Genomic DNA, 17,119 nt, shown 5'->3' on the forward strand with positions numbered 1-17,119 from the left:
GGATCGACGTCGTGCTGGACGACCGCTGGCTGCTGGCCGTGCCGACGATGGATGAGCCGGCGCGCGAGGAGTGGGCACGGGAGCGCGTCGCCATGCTGCACTCGGAGCCGGAGCGCAACGATCCGGAGCAGACGGCGCAGGATCTGGCGAGGCTCGCCGCCCTTGCAGACGACTCAGCGCTCGCCACGATGATCTTCTGCCCAGACGGCCTGCCGGGGCGAGCCCTGGTGAGCGTCTACGGCGAAGAGACGCAGCTCGAGACCCTGGACGACCTGCCCGAGCTTGCGCCAGCGTCGCTTCCGCGCCAGGTGCTTCCCCTCGGCGAGCACCCGTCGAGCAGGGGGCGTGTGGTCTCCACGCTCACCCAGGTTCCGGACGTGGGAGTCGTTGGCACCCTGCAGTTCGAGCTTCTGCGCGACGGCGCACTGCTCGAAGTGATTGCAACCAGCCCGAGCCTGCCGCATCTCGGCTCGGGTATGCAGTTGTTCACAGAGCTGATCGAGCGCATCACCATCGGCGAGTCCGTTGAGAAGGAGCAGTCCCGTGTCACTGCGTGAGGAGCTTCTGGGCCTGGCGCCGGCGACGCCGCTGTTCCGGATGCTGCTGCCGGACGAGTGGCAGTGTTTTCCCGTCACCCCGGATCTTGGCAACGAGGTCGAGCTTCGCACCCGGGAAGTCTTCAAGAAGGCGGGACGACCCGATCTGGACGGTCAGTTCACCGCCGAACTGCACCGCAGCATGCAGGGCCTCGAGCGTGCGGGTGCGAAGTACATCCTGCTGCCGACGAACCGGGCTGCAGACAAGGCACCGCTGTCGCTCTCGATGATCATCACCTTCGTGGACTCGCCCGACCGCTCACTGGACGGATGGGTCACCGCCCGGATCCATGAGGGCGCGCAGCTGCTCGACCCGGAGGGGAAGATCGTCTTCTGGCATGCACGCACAGAGGGAACGGACGGCGAGACCCAGCAGACGCAGAGCACATACGTCATCCCCGTCCCCGGCTCGAATCGCCGTCAGGCACTTATGCTCAGAGGCACCGCGCTGATCGGGATCGACACCCCTGACGACGACGAGTACGTCACCGCTGTGCACTCGATCTTCGACGCGATGGCATCGACGGTGGCCTGGGTCCGCGCAGACGAGGCGGTCACCGCTCCATGACCGGTGTCATCAGGCTGCAGGGTGAGGACAGCGATGTGATCGCCGTCGCTCAGGCCGCCGCCAAGACGATAGCGGCGGATCGCGACGTGCGGCGAAGCCTGTTCCTGCAGCTGTGGAACCTGCACAGTGGTCGCCGTCAGCTCGCGGCGCCCGGGGTCTCCGTCGAGGGTGCAGCGCCCATCAGCTCACCCGCCTCGGAGTCGTCTCGCGCCTGGCAGGGGACCTGGGGCGCCCTGCTCGGCATCGGTCTGACGGCCGCCATGACGGCAGCCGTGATGTTCGGGCCGGCGGGGCGAAGGAACACGTACATCTCCGCGGAACTGGCATTCGCCGTCGCCACGCCCGCCGCGATCATCGCCGCCGTGCTGCTCGTAGCGCTGCTTCTGCTTCCGGTCCCGCGGGGGCAGGCGGCCCGCTACGGCACCGTGTGCACAGTGATCGTCGCCATCGTCGTCGCGGTGATGCTCGCCTTCCGGATCTTCGCCGGTGAATCGGACTCTCGGGGATTCACCCTCGAGCAGGTCGCGCTCTGGACGCCTGTGACCTCGGCGATCTTCCTGCTGCTCCTGCTTGTCTCGTTGCGGTTCGACGTCATACGTCGACGCACGGCAGAGGTCGACGACAGACCAGGCGCCCGCGAGCTCAGCCGCGTCCGCGTCAGCCGAACGCGTGACCTGAGACGCACTGCCGAGCGCCTTGCCCGTGGTGAACAGGGGCGTGCTGCCGAAGGGAGCGCGGACTGGCTGAGCCGGCTCGACCGCCTCGAGGCGCGTGGGGTCGATGCCCGGACCATCGCTCAGGCGCGGACCCTGACCCCCACCGCGTGGCTCACCTGGGTGTTCTACGACGGCGACATCGATGTGTCCGAGATCCTCCCCACGTCATGACCGGCCGCGCGAGCGGCTGACCGGCCGACGAGTTCCGCCGCGTCTGAGACGGCACGTCGGCATCTCTCGCGGGACGAGGGGAGTGGTGCCCATCGACTCGTCGTCCGCGGTCTCGTAGTGTTGGTCCTTGCCGGGCGAGCCGGCCATGGGGAACGGGGATTGAGCGCGCATGAGCGATGTGCAGGTGTTCTATGCGGCGCTGAACGGTGCGTCGAGCGCACTCCAGACGGCGACAACGAATCTGCTCACCGAAGCGGCGAACGTGATCGGAGAAGACACCGGCATCGAGAATCCGGGTCAGCGCGTCTCCCTGCGGTTGGAGATGCACCGGCGGATGACCGCTCTGCACGACGCCGCCTACAACCGGATCGAGACGGCCTCGGCATTGTCGTCGACGATCACCGCGATCGCCGACCGGTACAGCGATCTCGATCTCGAACTCACCGGGCAGGAGCAGCCGTGAGCCTGACGTCGCCCGCCCGCGGCTACCCGCTCGAGCGGATCGAGGGGAACACGGGATCCATGTCGTACTGGAACGGTCTCTTCACAAGGGTCGGCGGCCACCTCAGCGACCTGCGCTCCGCCGCACAGAGCGCGACGGAGCTTGAAGGCGTCGGCGCATCGATCCGTGCGGCCCGTTCCGATGCGCAAGAGCTCGCCGGTGTGCTGACGACCGAGATCGTGGAGGCGGAGCTGCTGGCCGGTGTGCTGCAGCGATATGCAGACGCCTTCTCGGCATCCGCAGAACGCGCGAACGGCATGATCGACGACATCGAGTCCGCGCACGCCGAGTGGGAGCGAGCGGCGGGCGCCGCTGAGAACGCAGCCCTCAGTGCGCTGTGGACATCGCGGGCGAGCGAGGATGCCGACCTCGAGGCCACCGGGACCACCGAGGCCACCGGGACCACCGACGCCACCGAGGCGAACGACGCCGCCCGAGAGGCAGTCGCGGCGCGAGACGCAGCCAAAGAGACGCTCGACGCGCTCTGGGCGGAGTACGAGGGCTATTACAGCGCCTGGGACGAGGCATACGATGCTGCGCTCTCGGAGCTGGCCGCCGGCACGGACTCCACCCTCACCCTCGACGCTCGGACACTGCTCGACGATCTTCTCGCCGCGAACGACCCCGCCGAGATACTGAGGCTGTGGAACGAGCATCCGGAGTTGCACACCGAACTCCTCGCCCAGCATCCGGAGATCATCGGAAACCTCGACGGGATCCCCTACGAGATCCGCAGCGAGGCGAACTACAGCATCCTTGAAGACATGTACAACTCCGACCTCGATGAGCCCAAGCGTTCCGAGATCGACGCGCTCTGGAACGAGGTGGACATCAACGGCGGCCACCTGATCGCCTTCGACCCGAATGGCTCTGAACAGACCACGGCTGCCCTCTGGTACGGCGACTTCGACGCCGAGAACGTGTCGGTCCTGGTGCCCGGAATGGACTCAGACGTCGCGGGGGTCGGTGAGTGGGGGCTCTCGGCGATCGATCTCAACAACGGCGTACCCGGCACGGCGACGGTGGTCTGGTTCGGCTACGACTCGCCCACCAAGCCCGAGGAGCCGTTTATGGAGCGTGCAGAGGACGGCGCTGCCGCTCTCGCGGGGTTCCTGCGCGGGCTCGACGAACTCAGGCAATCCGCCCAGATCAGTGTGGTCGCCCACTCCTACGGCAGCACAACAGCGGCTCTGGCGATCGGGAGCGACCCGGGCGGCCTCGGTGTGGACCAGTTCATCGCTGTGGGTTCCGCCGGCTTCCCCGTCGACCCGGAGGTCTTGGCGAACCTCGCATCCGAGGACGCACCGCAGATCTTCGCGACCCTCTCAGAGGACGACCTGTGGGCCCGCGTCGGGCGGGAGCCGCTTCTGCTCTCGCAGCACGGCACGGTCCCCGAGACGATGACCGGCGTCATCGAGTTCGGCAGCGACGGAGGCGTCGACGCGAACAACGAGACGCTGATCGCGACACCGGGGCACGGCGCGCACACGGGCGACGGGCCCGGTGGTTACCTGATGGACGGATCGGAGTCGTTCTACAACATCCAGCAGATCATCGCGAACGGTGAACCCGGAACGGAGATGGACGGTGAGGGCAGCGAGAGCGGATTCTGGGATCTTCCCGACTGGCTCCCGGTGGACCCGTATCGTCTGTGATGAACATGCGAAACTCGAACAGATGGAGAGGACCGGCGGCGCTGTCCGTCGGATTGGTGCTGACGATGACGGGATGCGCGCAGGCGGCGCCTCAAGGCGACGCGCTCTACGAGGAGGCCTCAGAGCAGTACTTCCCGATGGCGGAGGACATGCACGGTGTGATCATGGCGATCCACGAGGGCGAGTGGACAGTGGATCAGGGAGGCTACGGCGCGCAGGGGACGTCCTGCCAGCGAGGAGCCGATGAGTTCGGCTACATGTTCAACTACGTCCGCGTCGTCACGCTCGAGGACCTGGACGCCGAGGCGCTGAGCGCCGCGGCAGCGAGCGCCTTCGACGAGCTCGGCCTCACACCCGCGGTCACGGTTCGAGGCGAGGGCGAAGGCGAGGAGCACGTCGTTGTGGCGGAGGGCGAGCGGATCGGGCGCGCGGTAGTGACCATCCGGCCGGCACACGATCAGGTGCGGGTGACGGCCCGCACGGAATGCGCTCCCGGCTCCGCCCACGACGTGAGCGCTCTGGTCTTCGGCGAGGAACGACTCCCGGCGGGGGTGTCACGCCGTCTTCCCGCGTTCGAGGGGCCGGACTCCGTTCCGCAGTTCTACTTTCCCGCTGACGGCCCGGTCTATTACAACGAGGACGGAACCCCTGTCGTTCCGCAGCCGGTGGTCACCGAGTACCCGAAAGCCCCCTACGGCGCGTAGCCGCTGAGCCGCCGTCCGAGCTCAGGCGGGCTGGGCGACGAGCTGCCGGATGCTCACCGTGCGCGTGCGGGCGACCGCGAGGGTTGTGGCGATCAGCGCGAGAAGGGTCCACCCGACGAGTCCGGCAGCGGATGCCGTCACCACGCTTCCCGTGTCACTCGCGAGCACCGCCTGCATTCCGTTGATCACGGGTTGCACGGGCAGCACGTCGCGAACGATGTCGAGTATCGCGGGAACTGTCGAGATCACACCGGTCGCGAGCACCACGAGTGCGACGATCATCGAGATGAACCGGCCTGCTCCGCCGAGCCAGCCCACGAGTGCCTGGTTCACGGCGGCGAATGTCACCCCCGCGAGTACCGCGATGGTGCCGAAGGCGAACCACTCAGACGGCGAGAAGCTCTGTGCGATGCCGAGCACCACGGTGACGAGCAGTCCCTGGATCACGCCGATGACGGCCGGGAGCGCGAAGGCGCGAAGCGCGAGCAGCGCAGAGGGCCTGGTCGAGCCGAGCACGCGCGCGGGAACCGCGCCGAGCAGGATGAATGTCGCGAACGCTCCGATCCAGAGGGCGAGTACGGCATAGAGCGGCAGCGACGAGCTTCCGAAGCCGATCGAGGGTTCGCCGGAGGTCGTGACCGGCTCGGCCACAACGCCGGAGAGGTTCTCTCGTTCGCTCTCGGTGTAGCTCGGGATCTCTTCCGTCGCCTGGCCGAGCCCGTCTGCGAGGGTGGTGCTGCCGTTGCTCAACCGGCTCGAGCCGTCGGCGATGCCCGTGGCGCCGGTGGCGAGTTCACCGGCTCCCGAGGCGAGCTCTGTGGTGCCGCTCGCGAGCTCGGCGCTGCCGCCGGCGAGCCCGGATGCTCCCGACGAGAGCTCAGAGATCCCAGATGCCAGTGTGGTGGCACCCGCGGCGACCTGTGGCGCCCCCGCCGCGAGCGGTGCGGCGCCGTCTGCGAGGCTCGCGATGCCTCCGGCGAGGGCGGGCAAGCCTCCGGGTTGTGAGGGGTCGTTTCCGGCGAGTGCCTGGGCGTAGCCGTTGGCGTAGCCGGCGTTCTCGGCCACGGACCCCGCCCTTTCCGCCGTTCCGACCAGAGACTCGGCTTGCTCGCTCAATGCAGCGCACAACTGTGACGCGGGATCTTCAGTGCATGCTGTCGCCGCCAGTTTTCCGATCTCTTTGGCAGCTGCGCCGACCGATTCCGCCACGGCGAGCGAATCCGACGCCGCCCCCGAGGTGTACCCCGCCAGCGTGGAGGCCGTTCCCGGCAGCGCGGCGGTCTGCTGCTTCAGCTGCTCGAGTCCGCCGGTGACCTGTGTGACACCGCCGGTGAAGGTGCCGAGCTGCCCGGCGAATTCAGAAGCACCGGATGCAGCTGTCGCTGCTCCGTCTGCGAGCTGCGACGCACCGTCGGCGAGGGAGCCCGCTCCACCGGCCAGTGCAGAGGCGCCGTCCGCGAGCGATGTCGTTCCGTCGGCGAGCTGTCCGGCTCCGTCTGCGAGCGAGACTGCTCCGTCTGCGAGCTCGGACGCACCGTCAGACGCCTCGCCGAGCTGATCCCCGAGGGTGTTGAACCCGACATACACATTGTCGAGATAGGTCTCGGTGAGCTGGCGTCCCATCAGGCTGGCGGCGGTCGAGGTGATGGTCTGGCTGATGGCGTCGTCGACGAGACGAGCCTTGTCTCCCGTCTCGACGTCGATCAGCGCGCGTTCCGCATCGGCAGGGTCACCAGAGAACGAGGTGGCGGCTTCTGAGAAGTTGTCGGGAATCGTGACGACGGCCGCGTAGGTTCCCTCGTCGAGGCCGGCAGCGGCATCCTCGTCACTGGTGAGAACCCAGGTGTAGTTCGTCTCTGCATCTCCGCCGACGAGCTCGGCCGAGAGCTGCCTGCCGAGCGGCACCGTCTGGCCGTTCACCTCGACCGGGGAGTCGTTGTTCACCACGGCGGCGGTGACCGTCTCAAGGCGGTCCTCCGGGCTCCAGAACGCCCAGAGGAGCAGTCCCGCGACGACGAGGGGGACGAGGATGACGCCGACGATGCCCAGCGGGGTGAACCGGGCGGCCCGTTCGCGTGGTGTGCTCATACCGTTGCCTCCTGCAGGCCGGATCGGCCGGATAACTGTGCGGCCGTGTCGGCCAGGTCGATGGAGACGGCGTCTGCGGTCGTCGGCAGCACGTCGTCGAGGGGGGTCGTCGTGATCGTTCCGATCACCATCGAGAGGGTTCTGCCCCGTGCAGTCGCCCAGGTCTGTGCCGCCGTGAGTTGCCGGCCGATCTGCCGACGCGACGCGGAGTCGGCGACCGCATCGATTCCGTCGATCACGATCACACTCGGACGCTCGGCGAGCGCGCGGCGAACGGATGCCACCGGCTCGTCGCCGAGATCGGCGTACGCCACACGGGATCGCACGGCGGCAGCCCTCACCGGCAGAACGAGTCCGGTCACTTTGAGCAGGCCCGTGCCGTGGTGGAGTCTGCCCGAGAGCGTGAGCAGCATGGCGGTGACGGAGCGTCTGTGCTCGCCGCGCACGATGAGGGTGCCGCCCTGCTCGAGGTCGATGCTCACGTCGCTGTAGAGCGGTGCCGCGTCTGCGGCGGAGGCCGGCGCGTCGAGCGTGAGCCCCGCGGCGGCGATCACCGACGTCGAGCCCGGGTGCGGCCAGTCCCTGAGCTCGAGCTCGTGGCGAAGCCCCTCGCCCTCGACGTCGAACGAGGGGAGCGCCCTGTCGAGCCACCGCGGCATCCACCAGGCCTTTTCGCCGAGCAGGGCCAGAACTGCCGGCACGAGGGTCATCCGCACGACGAACGCGTCGACGAACACCCCGACCGCCAGTCCGAGGGCGATCGGCTTGATGTTGACGTCTCCCTCTGGCACAAAGGCCGCGAAGACGGCGAACATGATGACGGCTGCGGCCGTGACGACCTTGGCCGAGCCGACGAAGCCGGTCTCGATGCTGTGTCGCGCGTCTCCCGAGTGCACGTAGTCCTCGCGCATGCGGGCGACGAGGAACACCTCGTAGTCCATGGCGAGGCCGAAGAGCACACCCATCAGGATGATCGGCATAAAGCTGATCACCGGCCCCTGCTGCGGAACGTGCAGGGCATCGGCGAACCAGCCGTGCTCGAACACGAGGGCGACGACGCCGAATGCCGCCGCCACACTGAGCAGGTAGCCGAGTGTCGCCTTGATCGGCACCCAGACGGATCGGAACACCATCGTGAGCAGGATGAGCGACAGACCGACGACGATCAGCCCGAAGGGCAGCAGTGCGGCCCCGAGCTTGTCTGACACATCGATGCCCACCGCGGTGAATCCGGTCACAGAGATGTCGATGTCGTATTCAGCGAGAAAGTGGTCGTGCAGGTCGCGGATCTCATTGACGAGCGCCTTCGTGGAATCCGAGTCCGGCCCGCCCTCTGGAATGACCTGCACGATTCCGGTGTCCGCCGTCTCGTTCGGTGTGGCGAGGGGCACTGCGTCGACGCCGTCGAGCTTCTCGATCTCGTTCGCGAGGTCGTCCATCAGGCCGACCGGATCCGTGCTCGTGACGATGCTGCCCGTCACGATCAGCGGCCCGTTGAACCCTTCGCCGAAGTGCTCCGAGACGAGGTCGTAGGTGATGCGAGCCGGATCGTCTTCTGGCAGGCCGCCGGCGTCCGGCAGGGCGAGCTTCAGGCCGAGTGCCGGGGCCGCGGCGAGTCCGAGAACCGCGACGACGGCGAGGATCGTGACGATCGGAAACCGTGTGACGGCTTTCACCCAGCTCGTGAAGAAGCGGTTGCGCTGCGGGGGTGGCGTGGACGCCGTTCCTGCCCGATCTGTGGAGGCGGAGGCGGCCGCTCGAGCGGCGTGGTGCGCCGCACGCCTGGCCGAGCGCTTGCTCGGCCTGGGGCGCAGCCGCTCTCCGGCGAAGCCGAGCATCGCCGGGATGAGGGTGATCGAGATGAGCACGGCCACCGCAACGGCGACGGCCGCCCAGACGCCCATCACCGTCAGGAACGGGATGCCGGCGACGGCGAGCCCGAGCAGCGCGATCATCACGGTGAGGCCGGCGAAGATCACCGCAGAGCCAGACGTCGCCACTGCTCGTGCTGCCGACTCCTCGGGCTCGAGGCCGTCTCTCAGCTGATCCTGATGCCGCGCGATGATGAACAGGGCGTAGTCGATGCCGACGGCGAGGCCGAGCATCAGCGCGAGCATCGGGGTTGTCGAGGTGATCGGGCCGAACAGCGTCGCGAAGAAGAGCAGCGCCACAGAGATGCCGACGCCGAGCATGGCCGTGAGGAGCGGCATCCCCGCGGCCAGGAACGACCCGAACGTGAGCACGAGCACAACGAGCGCAACGCCGACGCCGACGAGTTCGACCAGGCTGAGCGCCGGCATGTTCTGGCTGAAGAGCTGCCCGCCGAGCACGGCCTCTGCGCCGTCTGGCAGGTCTGCGTTCAGCTCGTCGATGGCAGAGACGAGCGCCGACCTGGTGGCCTCGGTGATGTCGGCGTTCTCGCCGTCGAGCTGAATGCTGATGAGCGCGGCGTCTTCGTCGTCATTGATCGCGCCCGTGATGTTCTCGTCGAACGGTGAGGTGGCCTGGGCGACCTGCTCGATGTCGTTCAGGTCGTCGACGGCCGAGCTGACGGCATCCTGAATGTCGTTGTCGTGCACGGAACCGCCCTCGGGTGCGACGACGATCGCCTGCGCGGAGGATCCGCTCACCTGCGGAAACGTATTGGCGAGCGAGTCGAGTGCGGCCTGCGACTCTGTGCCGGGGATCGAGATCGCGTTGTCGAGGCCCTGGTTGAACGCCAGGGCTGCACCGCCAGCGGCGGCCAGCACAAGGATCCACAACGTCACAACGAGTCTGCGCGCGCGGTAGGCCCGGCGGCCGAGGGAATAGAGCAGTGAGGACACGCAGGCTCCTGGCTGAGTAGATTGATATCACGTCGCACCACGTTGTGCCGGAGGAGGTCGACCCCCATTGGATGCACGGATGTATCCAATACATGAACGTATCCGATACACTGGTGTATCGCAACTCATTGTCAGGAAGGTGTCAGCATGCCGAGCGCCACAACGGAGCACGAGTCGCTGAACGAGACGACGCGTCGGCGGAAGACCCGAGCGCGGCTCATCGACGCGGCGTACGAGGTGTTCGCTGAGCAGGGGGTGCACGCGGCCGCGATCGAGACGATCGTCGAGCGCGCGGGCTTCACGCGCGGTGCGTTCTATTCGAACTTCGAGACCAAAGAAGAGCTGTTCTTCGCCCTGGCCGAGCGCGAGAACACCTCGCGCATCACCCGGCTCGAGCAGGCGATCGAAGAGTTGCCGGAGCGCGACGACGTGCCCGAGCTCGACGAGAACGGCATCGCGCAGCTGATCGAGGGTTTTCTCGCGATGCAGTCCGACGATCGGCGCTGGTGCCTCGTGCAGAACGAGTTCCGGCTGCAGGCGATGCGCGACCCCGAGGTGGCGTCGCGCTTCTTGAGCTATCAGAAGCACTTTCAGCGTGAGCTGGCGAACGTGCTCCAGGCGGCGATCCGGGCGATCGGGCTCGAGTTCACAATCGATGTCGTTGACCTGACACGTCTTGTGGTCGACGTCTACGAGTCATCGGTGCAAGAGGCGATCCTGTCCGGTGAGCACGACGAAGACGGAGCAGCTCACCGGCTCGCCATGAGGGTTCTGCCGGCGCTGGTCCACAACCTGACGCGCCCGATCGCCTGACGGGCTCCAGCCCGTCCCGGCTGCCGCGCAGGAGCGGTCATCTCTGTCACAGGATCGTGCCTCGGCAAAAGGGAAACGCCACGAGAAAAGGGTCATCCAGCCAGATCCGTCCTATCCTCATGACTCTTTCCTATCATCGTGAGGCTGTGCGTGAGGCGGTGAGCCGAGGCGGCCAGCGGGTGGGCCCGAGCCGGACCTACTCGATCGTCGCCCCGAACGCGGCGGGAAGCGTCGCCCGGTGTGTGGTGCGCAGCTCGTCGACGCTCAGAGTGAAGAAGTCCTGCACCTCGAGTGCGGCGTCTGCACCGGTTCCGTCCGTCACCCCGATGCGCAGCACCGGGTAGCCGCGGCCCTCGCACAACCCGCGGAACTTCACGTCGTCCTCACGCGGCACAGACACGATCACACGACCTGTCGACTCCGAGAACAGGGCCGTGGCGGCATCCACCCCGTCGCGCTGCATGACCTCGCCGAGCCAGACGCGCGCGCCGACTCCGAATCGGAGCACGCTCTCGACGAGCGCCTGCGCGAGACCGCCGTCCGACAGGTCGTGGGCGGATGCGATGAGCGACGACTGCGAGGCGGCGTGCAGCAGGGCGGCGAGGTCTTTCTCCCGGCCGAGGTCGACCTCAGGGGGCAGCCCGCCGAGGTGCCCGTGCACAGTTCCGGCCCACGCCGAGCCGGAGAGCTCCTCGCGTGTGACGCCGAGGAGGTAGATGTTGTCGCCCTCGTCCTGCCAGCCGCTCGGGACGCGCCGAGCGACGTCGTCGATCACGCCGAGCACACCGACGACGGGGGTGGGGAAGATCGGGGTGTCGCCGGTCTGGTTGTAGAACGACACGTTTCCGCCGGTCACCGGGATGCCCAGCTCGAGACAGGCATCCGACAGCCCCTCGACGGCCTGCGAGAACTGCCACATCACCTCGGGGTTCTCGGGCGAGCCGAAGTTGAGGCAGTCGGTCACGGCGGCGGGAACCGCTCCCGTCGTGGCGACGTTGCGGTACGCCTCGGCGAGAGCGAGCGCGGCGCCCTGCTTCGGGTCGAGCTGGCAGTACCGCCCGTTCGCGTCTGTCGCGATCGCGAGGCCGAGGCCGGACTCCTCGTCGACCCGGATCATCCCGGCGTCGTCGGGGAACGACAGGGCCGTGTTCCCCATCACGTAGTAGTCGTACTGGTCGGTGATCCAGCTCTTGTCTGCGAGGTTGGCCGAGCCGGCCAGCTGCAGCAGCTGGTCGCGCAGCACATCCGGATCACTCGAACGAGGCAACGCGGATGCCGTGTCCGCCTGCAGCGCATCGAGCCACGTCGGATAGGCGACAGGCCGGTCATACACGGGTCCGTCGACGGCGACGGTGCTCGGGTCGACGTTGACGATCTCCTCGCCGTGCCAGTTGATGACAAGACGACCGGTGTCGGTGACCTCGCCGAGGACGCTCGTCTCGACATCCCACTTCGCGGTGACGGCGAGGAACGCGTCGAGTTTGGAGGGCTCGACGACGGCCATCATGCGCTCCTGCGACTCCGACATCAGGATCTCCTCCGGCGTCAGGGAGGGGTCGCGCAGCAGCACGTGCGACAGCTCGACGAACATCCCGCCGTCGCCGTTCGCGGCCAGCTCGCTCGTGGCGCACGAGATGCCGGCGGCGCCGAGGTCCTGGATGCCCTCGACCAGCCGTTCGCGGTAGAGCTCGAGGCAGCACTCGATGAGCACCTTCTCGGCGAACGGATCACCGACCTGCACGGCCGGGCGCTTGGTCGGGCCGGTGCTGCCGAATGAGTCCGAGGCGAGAATGGACGCCCCGCCGATGCCGTCGCCGCCGGTGCGTGCGCCGAAGAGCACAACCTTGTTGCCGACGCCTGACGCGTTCGCGAGGTGCAGGTCCTCGTGCCGAAGAACGCCGACAGAGAGAGCGTTCACAAGCGGGTTGCCCTGATACACCGGGTCGAAGAAGGTCTCGCCGCCGATGTTGGGCAGGCCGAGGCAGTTGCCGTAGAACGAGATGCCGCTCGTCACGCCGTGGACCACGCGCGCCGTGTCCGGGTGGTCCACGCGTCCGAAGCGCAGCTGGTCCATCACCGCCACCGGCCGTGCGCCCATCGAGATGATGTCGCGGACGATGCCGCCCACGCCGGTCGCCGCGCCCTGGAACGGCTCGATGTACGAGGGGTGGTTGTGCGACTCGACCTTGAAGGTCACCGCCCAGCCCTCGCCGACATCCACGACGCCGGCGTTCTCGCCCATGCCCACCATCAGGTTCTTTGTCATCTCGGGCGTGACCTTCTGGCCGAACTGCCGCAGGTACACCTTGGAGCTCTTGTACGAGCAGTGCTCGCTCCACATCACCGAGTACATCGCGAGCTCACCGCTCGTGGGGCGTCGGCCGAGAATCTCGCGGATGCTCTCGTACTCGTCCTGCTTGAGCCCGAGCGCAGCGTACGGCTGCTCCTTCTCCGGGGTGGCGAGGGCGTTCTCAACGGTGTCGGCGACTGCTGTCGCAGGGATGCTCACGGGGAGGGCGCTCCTAGATCGAGGGGCAGGGAAGTCCGTTCAATCCTACCGGCGGGCGGCGAGCCGCAGGGTACGCTCGAATGCGGACGGTGAGGAGGCGGGCTGGAGATGCGGTGGGAGTCATGATGCGGTGGTTCCGGCGCAGACGCCGCGTCAGGATGGCCCCGTATGTCGATCCCGACCCGGTTCCGCTCGCTCCGGCGGGACGCCTTGTGGAGGAGGGTCTGCTGATCGCCAGGCAGGCGATCGCCATGGACGTCAAGAACCGTGCCCTCATCCGCGTGATTCGCGACGGCGGTCGTTTCGACCGTGAGCAGATCCGCCGTGACGTCGAAACCGAGCTGAATCTGCAAGCGGAGGAGCAGGATGCCTCTGCGGCGCGAATGACCGCCGAACTGCGAGACCTCGACAACAGATGGAGCATCTCTGAGCACCAGCACGATTACCGTGAGGCAGACGCCGAGGCGTTGCTGCGCCGCCGCGATGTGTACCGCGGCCTGGCGGCCGAGCTCCGCCGGCTGTCGTCGGACGACGCGTTCACGAGCAGCATCGTCGACACGGTGAGGCTCGATCTGTGGAGCGAGGTGTCTTCCGCGATCGACGCACGGCTCAGGCACACCTCTCGGCTGGCCGACGATGAGGAGTACACGCGGATGCGGGCCGAGCGGATGCGCACGGTGCGGGAGGTCGATCTCGAGCTCCTCGAACGGCGGCGCGGTCTCCGTGCCGCCGTCGACGAACTCGACGACTGGTAGATCAGTCCCTGCCGCCTGGAGGGCCGACGAGCAGCAGAACGGTGAACACAAGGGCGACGCCCACGACGAGGATCACACCGAGCACAAGCGGGTGCCTCAGGAGCCAGCGCATCAGCCGGTCGAACCAGCGCAGATCGCGCGGGTCGTCGCTCGTCTCGCGGCGCCACGCACCATCGAGCCGTCCGCGGCGGTCGGCCCACACGTCGAACGGGATGGTTGCGTATGGAACGATCGCCGTCAGCACACCGAGCGCGATCAGGGCGGGACCCCAGTGCTGGTTCACCCCGATGAGAACAACACTCGCCGCATAGAGCAGGAACACAAAACCGTGGACTCCTCCGCCGACCCGCACAGCGGTGTCGCCGGTCTCGCCGGGCATCCAGACGTATTTCATCAGCATCCCGACGATCAGCAGCGTCCAGGTGACGGCCTCTGCGATGGCGACGGTGCGAAAGTACTGACGGGGAGACACGGAACTCCTAGGGGTCTGGCCCGCTGGCCGGGCATGGCCATTCTCTCAATGGTGCGCCCTGAGAGCGATTTCCGCCTGACGGCGGATGCGCCGACTCGGTGAAGCTGAGAGAGTAGGAGGAGCTCCGGCGATGTCCGGAGCATCCACCAGTCTGACAACGGGTAAGGAGCCTTATGCCAGTCGGCGTACCGATCGAGTTCTCAGGGGTGACCAAGCGCTTCGGCCAGGTCAGCGCCGTGACCGACCTCAACTTCACTGTCGAGCCCGGTCGCGTCACCGGGTTCCTGGGCCCGAACGGGGCCGGAAAGACGACGACGCTCCGGATGCTGCTCGGGCTCGTGAAGCCGACGAGCGGGAGTGCCACGATCGGCGGAGCACCGTATGGCAAGCTCGAGCGCCCGCTCGCCACGGTCGGCGCCGCGCTCGAGGCCGCGAGCTTTCACCCCGGACGAACGGCGCGGCAGCACCTCGCCGTCTATGCGCAGGCGGGACGGATCGCCCCGTCACGCGTCGGTGTGGTTCTCGAGACGGTCGGGCTGGCACAGTATGCAGACCGCCGTGTCGGCGGATATTCGCTCGGCATGCGCCAGCGCCTCGGCCTCGCGTACGCCCTGCTGGGCGACCCAGGGGTTCTTGTGCTCGATGAGCCGATCAACGGCCTCGATCCCGAGGGGATCAAGTGGATCAGGACGGTGTTGCGAGCGCTCGCCGCCGAAGGCCGCACGGTGCTCGTCTCATCTCACCTGCTGAGCGAAGTGCAGCAGACGGTCGACGAAGTGGTCATCATCGCCAAGGGCCGGCTCGTTCACCGCGGCACCCTCGCAGACCTCGAGACCGACACGGTCTCGAAGGTCGTTGTCGATTCGCCTGATCGCGCAGCGCTCGCCGCGGCCCTCGAGGCAGCGAGCCTCGTGTTCGACCTCGGCCGGAACGGGCTCGTGGTGAGCGGTGCCGAACCGTCTCAGATCGGTCACGTCGCGTTCGCCGCGGGCGTCGAGGTGAGTTCGCTGTTCAAGCAGAAGGCGGCGAGCGGTCTCGAAGACTCGTTCCTCGCACTCGTCGGAGAGGAGGGCGCGCTGTGAGCGTGTTCGTCGCGGCCACGAGGGCCGAATTCACCAAGACCCTCACCACCCGTATGTGGTGGATACTCCTGACGATCCTCTTCGCGTATGTCGGGCTGATCGCGGCGGCGATCTCGTTCGGCCTTGGCGGGTTGGAGACCACGATGTCGGGCGAGAACATGGCGCCGGCGGACCAGGGCGACACTCTCGCGGGCATTCCCGTCGCGGTCGTCGCGCCCGTGGTCTATAGCCTGGTCACCGCTATCGGGTACGTGTTCCCGGCGCTGCTCGGTGCTCTGGCCGTGACGAACGAGTTCAGGCACAAGACTCTCACACCGACATTCCTCGCCACACCGCAACGGGGTATCGGACTCGCGGCGAAGTGGCTCACCATGCTCGTCTTCGGCGCGCTCTTCGGGGTGATCGGCCTTGTGGCAACGGTCGGGCTCGGCGCTCTCGGGTTCACGGTCTTCGGAGTGGACCCGGCACTCGGTGAGTCGGAGACCTGGGCGATGCTCGGCCGGGCCGTGCTCGCCATGGCCCTGTGGGCGGCCATCGGCGTGGGGCTCGGTGTGCTCGTGCCGAGCCAGGTCGGCTCGATCGTGATCCTGCTCGCGTTCACGCAGTTCGTCGAGCCGATCCTGCGAATGGCCACGGCGTTCGTCGACTGGGCAGCGGTCGTGGGCAAGTTCCTGCCGGGGGCGGCCAGCGACGCCCTTGTGGGATCGAGCATCTACACCGTGATGTCTGGAGAGAGTACCGAGACGCTCGAGTGGTGGCAGGGCGGCCTGGTGCTGCTCGCCTATGCGGTGGTTCTGGCGGGAATCGGCTACCTGGTCAGCTGGAAGCGCGACGTGACGTGACGTGACGTGACGTGACGTGCCCCCTTCACCGCGTGACGGGGGTGAACGTCCAAAAAAGCAGCCAAGAACGGCCGGCCGGCCGATCTTGGCTGCTTTTTTGGACACGCGTCCGATGGCCAGGGGCTATACGGCCTGAAGCGCCCGGATCGCCGAGGTGAAGAGCGTGAGCCCGTCGACTCCCGAGCGCATCGCCGCGGGAGTGTCCGGCCCGAAGCCGGGCTCGACGGCGTGCTCGGGGTGCGGCATCAGCCCGACGACGTTGCCGGCTGCACTGGTGATGCCGGCGATGTCACGCAGCGAGCCGTTCGGGTTCACGCCGAGGTAGCGGAACACCACCTGGCCCTCGCCCTCGAGACGATCGAGCTCCTCGTCCGACGCGATGAACCCGCCCTCGCCGTTCTTCAACGGGATGATGATCTCGTCGCCTGCGGCGAAGTCACGGGTCCACGCGGTCGAGTCGTTCTCGACCCTCAGCTGCTGGTCGCGGCGAACGAATGTGCCGTGGTCGTTGCGGATGAGGCCACCGGGCAGCAGGTGGGCTTCGGTGAGCATCTGGAACCCGTTGCAGATGCCGAGCACCGGCATCCCCCGACGGGCGGCGTCGACGACCTCCGTCATGATCGGAGACACGGCCGCGATCGCGCCGGCGCGCAGATAGTCGCCATAACTGAATCCGCCGGGAAGGACGAGCGCGTCGACGCCGTCGAGGTCGTGTGTGCCGTGCCAGAGCGCGACGGGATCCGCACCCGCGAGGCGGATCGCCCGCTGGGCATCGCGCTCGTCGAGAGAGCCTGGAAAGGTGATGACGCCGATTCTCATGG

At 67.5% G+C, this 17,119-nt stretch carries 15 protein-coding genes; 10 read left to right on the forward strand and 5 right to left on the reverse strand.

Going from position 1 to position 17,119, the window contains the following annotated elements:
- Positions 1–11: 11 nt before the first annotated feature.
- The 6 genes from ACYVF5_RS16330 (at position 12) to ACYVF5_RS16355 (ending at position 4,912) form a co-directional block, all read left to right on the forward strand.
- On the forward strand, positions 12–557 hold the full coding sequence (locus ACYVF5_RS16330; RefSeq protein WP_460948345.1) for a hypothetical protein: 546 nt from the start codon (positions 12–14) through the stop codon (positions 555–557).
- Positions 544–1,164, forward strand: coding sequence for a hypothetical protein (locus tag ACYVF5_RS16335; protein ID WP_460948347.1), 621 nt, complete (start codon positions 544–546; stop codon positions 1,162–1,164). The genes ACYVF5_RS16330 and ACYVF5_RS16335 overlap by 14 nt, the downstream gene beginning before the upstream one ends.
- Positions 1,161–2,051: a hypothetical protein gene (locus ACYVF5_RS16340; RefSeq protein WP_460948349.1), complete on the forward strand. Its 891-nt coding sequence runs from the start codon at positions 1,161–1,163 to the stop codon at positions 2,049–2,051. The genes ACYVF5_RS16335 and ACYVF5_RS16340 overlap by 4 nt, the downstream gene beginning before the upstream one ends.
- Before the next feature lie 169 nt (positions 2,052–2,220).
- On the forward strand, positions 2,221–2,514 hold the full coding sequence (locus tag ACYVF5_RS16345) for a hypothetical protein (protein WP_460948351.1): 294 nt from the start codon (positions 2,221–2,223) through the stop codon (positions 2,512–2,514).
- Positions 2,511–4,208 (forward strand): alpha/beta hydrolase, encoded by a 1,698-nt coding sequence (locus tag ACYVF5_RS16350; protein WP_460948353.1) that lies wholly within the window; start codon positions 2,511–2,513, stop codon positions 4,206–4,208. The genes ACYVF5_RS16345 and ACYVF5_RS16350 overlap by 4 nt, the downstream gene beginning before the upstream one ends.
- A 5-nt stretch (positions 4,209–4,213) precedes the next feature.
- Positions 4,214–4,912 (forward strand): hypothetical protein, encoded by a 699-nt coding sequence (locus ACYVF5_RS16355; protein ID WP_460948355.1) that lies wholly within the window; start codon positions 4,214–4,216, stop codon positions 4,910–4,912.
- Between the two features lie 21 nt (positions 4,913–4,933).
- On the opposite strand, the gene ACYVF5_RS16360 is transcribed toward ACYVF5_RS16355, so the two are convergent.
- Both ACYVF5_RS16360 and ACYVF5_RS16365 read right to left on the reverse strand, forming a co-directional pair.
- A complete protein-coding gene (locus ACYVF5_RS16360) occupies positions 4,934–7,000 on the reverse strand; it encodes a YhgE/Pip family protein (RefSeq protein ID WP_460948356.1) in 2,067 nt (688 codons plus the stop codon).
- Positions 6,997–9,825, reverse strand: coding sequence for an MMPL family transporter (locus ACYVF5_RS16365; protein ID WP_460948358.1), 2,829 nt, complete (start codon positions 9,823–9,825; stop codon positions 6,997–6,999). The genes ACYVF5_RS16360 and ACYVF5_RS16365 overlap by 4 nt, the downstream gene beginning before the upstream one ends.
- A 147-nt stretch (positions 9,826–9,972) precedes the next feature.
- On the opposite strand from ACYVF5_RS16365, the gene ACYVF5_RS16370 reads away from it, so the two are divergent.
- The gene (locus ACYVF5_RS16370) at positions 9,973–10,638 is read left to right on the forward strand and encodes a TetR/AcrR family transcriptional regulator (protein WP_460948360.1); all 666 of its coding nucleotides are present in this window, start codon (positions 9,973–9,975) and stop codon (positions 10,636–10,638) included.
- 196 nt (positions 10,639–10,834) lie between these two features.
- Here the strand turns inward: ACYVF5_RS16370 and purL are convergent, their stop codons facing one another.
- Positions 10,835–13,147 carry a phosphoribosylformylglycinamidine synthase subunit PurL gene (gene purL / locus ACYVF5_RS16375; RefSeq protein ID WP_460948362.1) on the reverse strand — a complete coding sequence of 771 codons (2,313 nt, stop codon included), beginning with the start codon at positions 13,145–13,147 and terminating at the stop codon, positions 10,835–10,837.
- Between the two features lie 122 nt (positions 13,148–13,269).
- On the opposite strand from purL, the gene ACYVF5_RS16380 reads away from it, so the two are divergent.
- Entirely contained in the window at positions 13,270–13,902 is a 633-nt protein-coding gene (locus ACYVF5_RS16380) for a hypothetical protein (RefSeq protein WP_460948364.1), read from the forward strand.
- 1 nt (position 13,903) lies between these two features.
- On the opposite strand, the gene ACYVF5_RS16385 is transcribed toward ACYVF5_RS16380, so the two are convergent.
- Positions 13,904–14,374 carry a DUF3817 domain-containing protein gene (locus ACYVF5_RS16385; RefSeq protein ID WP_460948366.1) on the reverse strand — a complete coding sequence of 157 codons (471 nt, stop codon included), beginning with the start codon at positions 14,372–14,374 and terminating at the stop codon, positions 13,904–13,906.
- A gap of 173 nt (positions 14,375–14,547) precedes the next feature.
- Between ACYVF5_RS16385 and ACYVF5_RS16390 the strand changes: the two genes are divergently transcribed.
- Entirely contained in the window at positions 14,548–15,456 is a 909-nt protein-coding gene (locus ACYVF5_RS16390; protein WP_460948368.1) for an ABC transporter ATP-binding protein, read from the forward strand.
- Positions 15,453–16,298 (forward strand): ABC transporter permease, encoded by an 846-nt coding sequence (locus ACYVF5_RS16395; protein ID WP_460948370.1) that lies wholly within the window; start codon positions 15,453–15,455, stop codon positions 16,296–16,298. The genes ACYVF5_RS16390 and ACYVF5_RS16395 overlap by 4 nt, the downstream gene beginning before the upstream one ends.
- Positions 16,299–16,421: 123 nt before the next feature.
- On the opposite strand, the gene purQ is transcribed toward ACYVF5_RS16395, so the two are convergent.
- Positions 16,422–17,117, reverse strand: a complete 696-nt coding sequence (gene purQ, locus ACYVF5_RS16400; RefSeq protein ID WP_460948372.1) for a phosphoribosylformylglycinamidine synthase subunit PurQ — start codon at positions 17,115–17,117, stop codon at positions 16,422–16,424.
- Positions 17,118–17,119: the final 2 nt, after the last annotated feature.

Source organism: Okibacterium endophyticum (assembly GCF_054780075.1).

What these genes read in the sequence shown, in the direction of transcription:
- ACYVF5_RS16340 (WP_460948349.1), top strand. Translation starts at nt 1,161, where the DNA reads ATGACCGGTGTCATCAGGCTGCAGGGTGAGGACAGCGATGTGATCGCC.
- ACYVF5_RS16345 (WP_460948351.1), top strand. Translation starts at nt 2,221, where the DNA reads ATGAGCGATGTGCAGGTGTTCTATGCGGCGCTGAACGGTGCGTCGAGC.
- ACYVF5_RS16355 (WP_460948355.1), top strand. Translation starts at nt 4,214, where the DNA reads ATGCGAAACTCGAACAGATGGAGAGGACCGGCGGCGCTGTCCGTCGGA.
- ACYVF5_RS16360 (WP_460948356.1), bottom strand. Translation starts at nt 7,000, where the DNA reads ATGAGCACACCACGCGAACGGGCCGCCCGGTTCACCCCGCTGGGCATC.
- ACYVF5_RS16370 (WP_460948360.1), top strand. Translation starts at nt 9,973, where the DNA reads ATGCCGAGCGCCACAACGGAGCACGAGTCGCTGAACGAGACGACGCGT.
- ACYVF5_RS16380 (WP_460948364.1), top strand. Translation starts at nt 13,270, where the DNA reads ATGATGCGGTGGTTCCGGCGCAGACGCCGCGTCAGGATGGCCCCGTAT.
- ACYVF5_RS16390 (WP_460948368.1), top strand. Translation starts at nt 14,548, where the DNA reads ATGCCAGTCGGCGTACCGATCGAGTTCTCAGGGGTGACCAAGCGCTTC.
- purQ (WP_460948372.1), bottom strand. Translation starts at nt 17,117, where the DNA reads ATGAGAATCGGCGTCATCACCTTTCCAGGCTCTCTCGACGAGCGCGAT.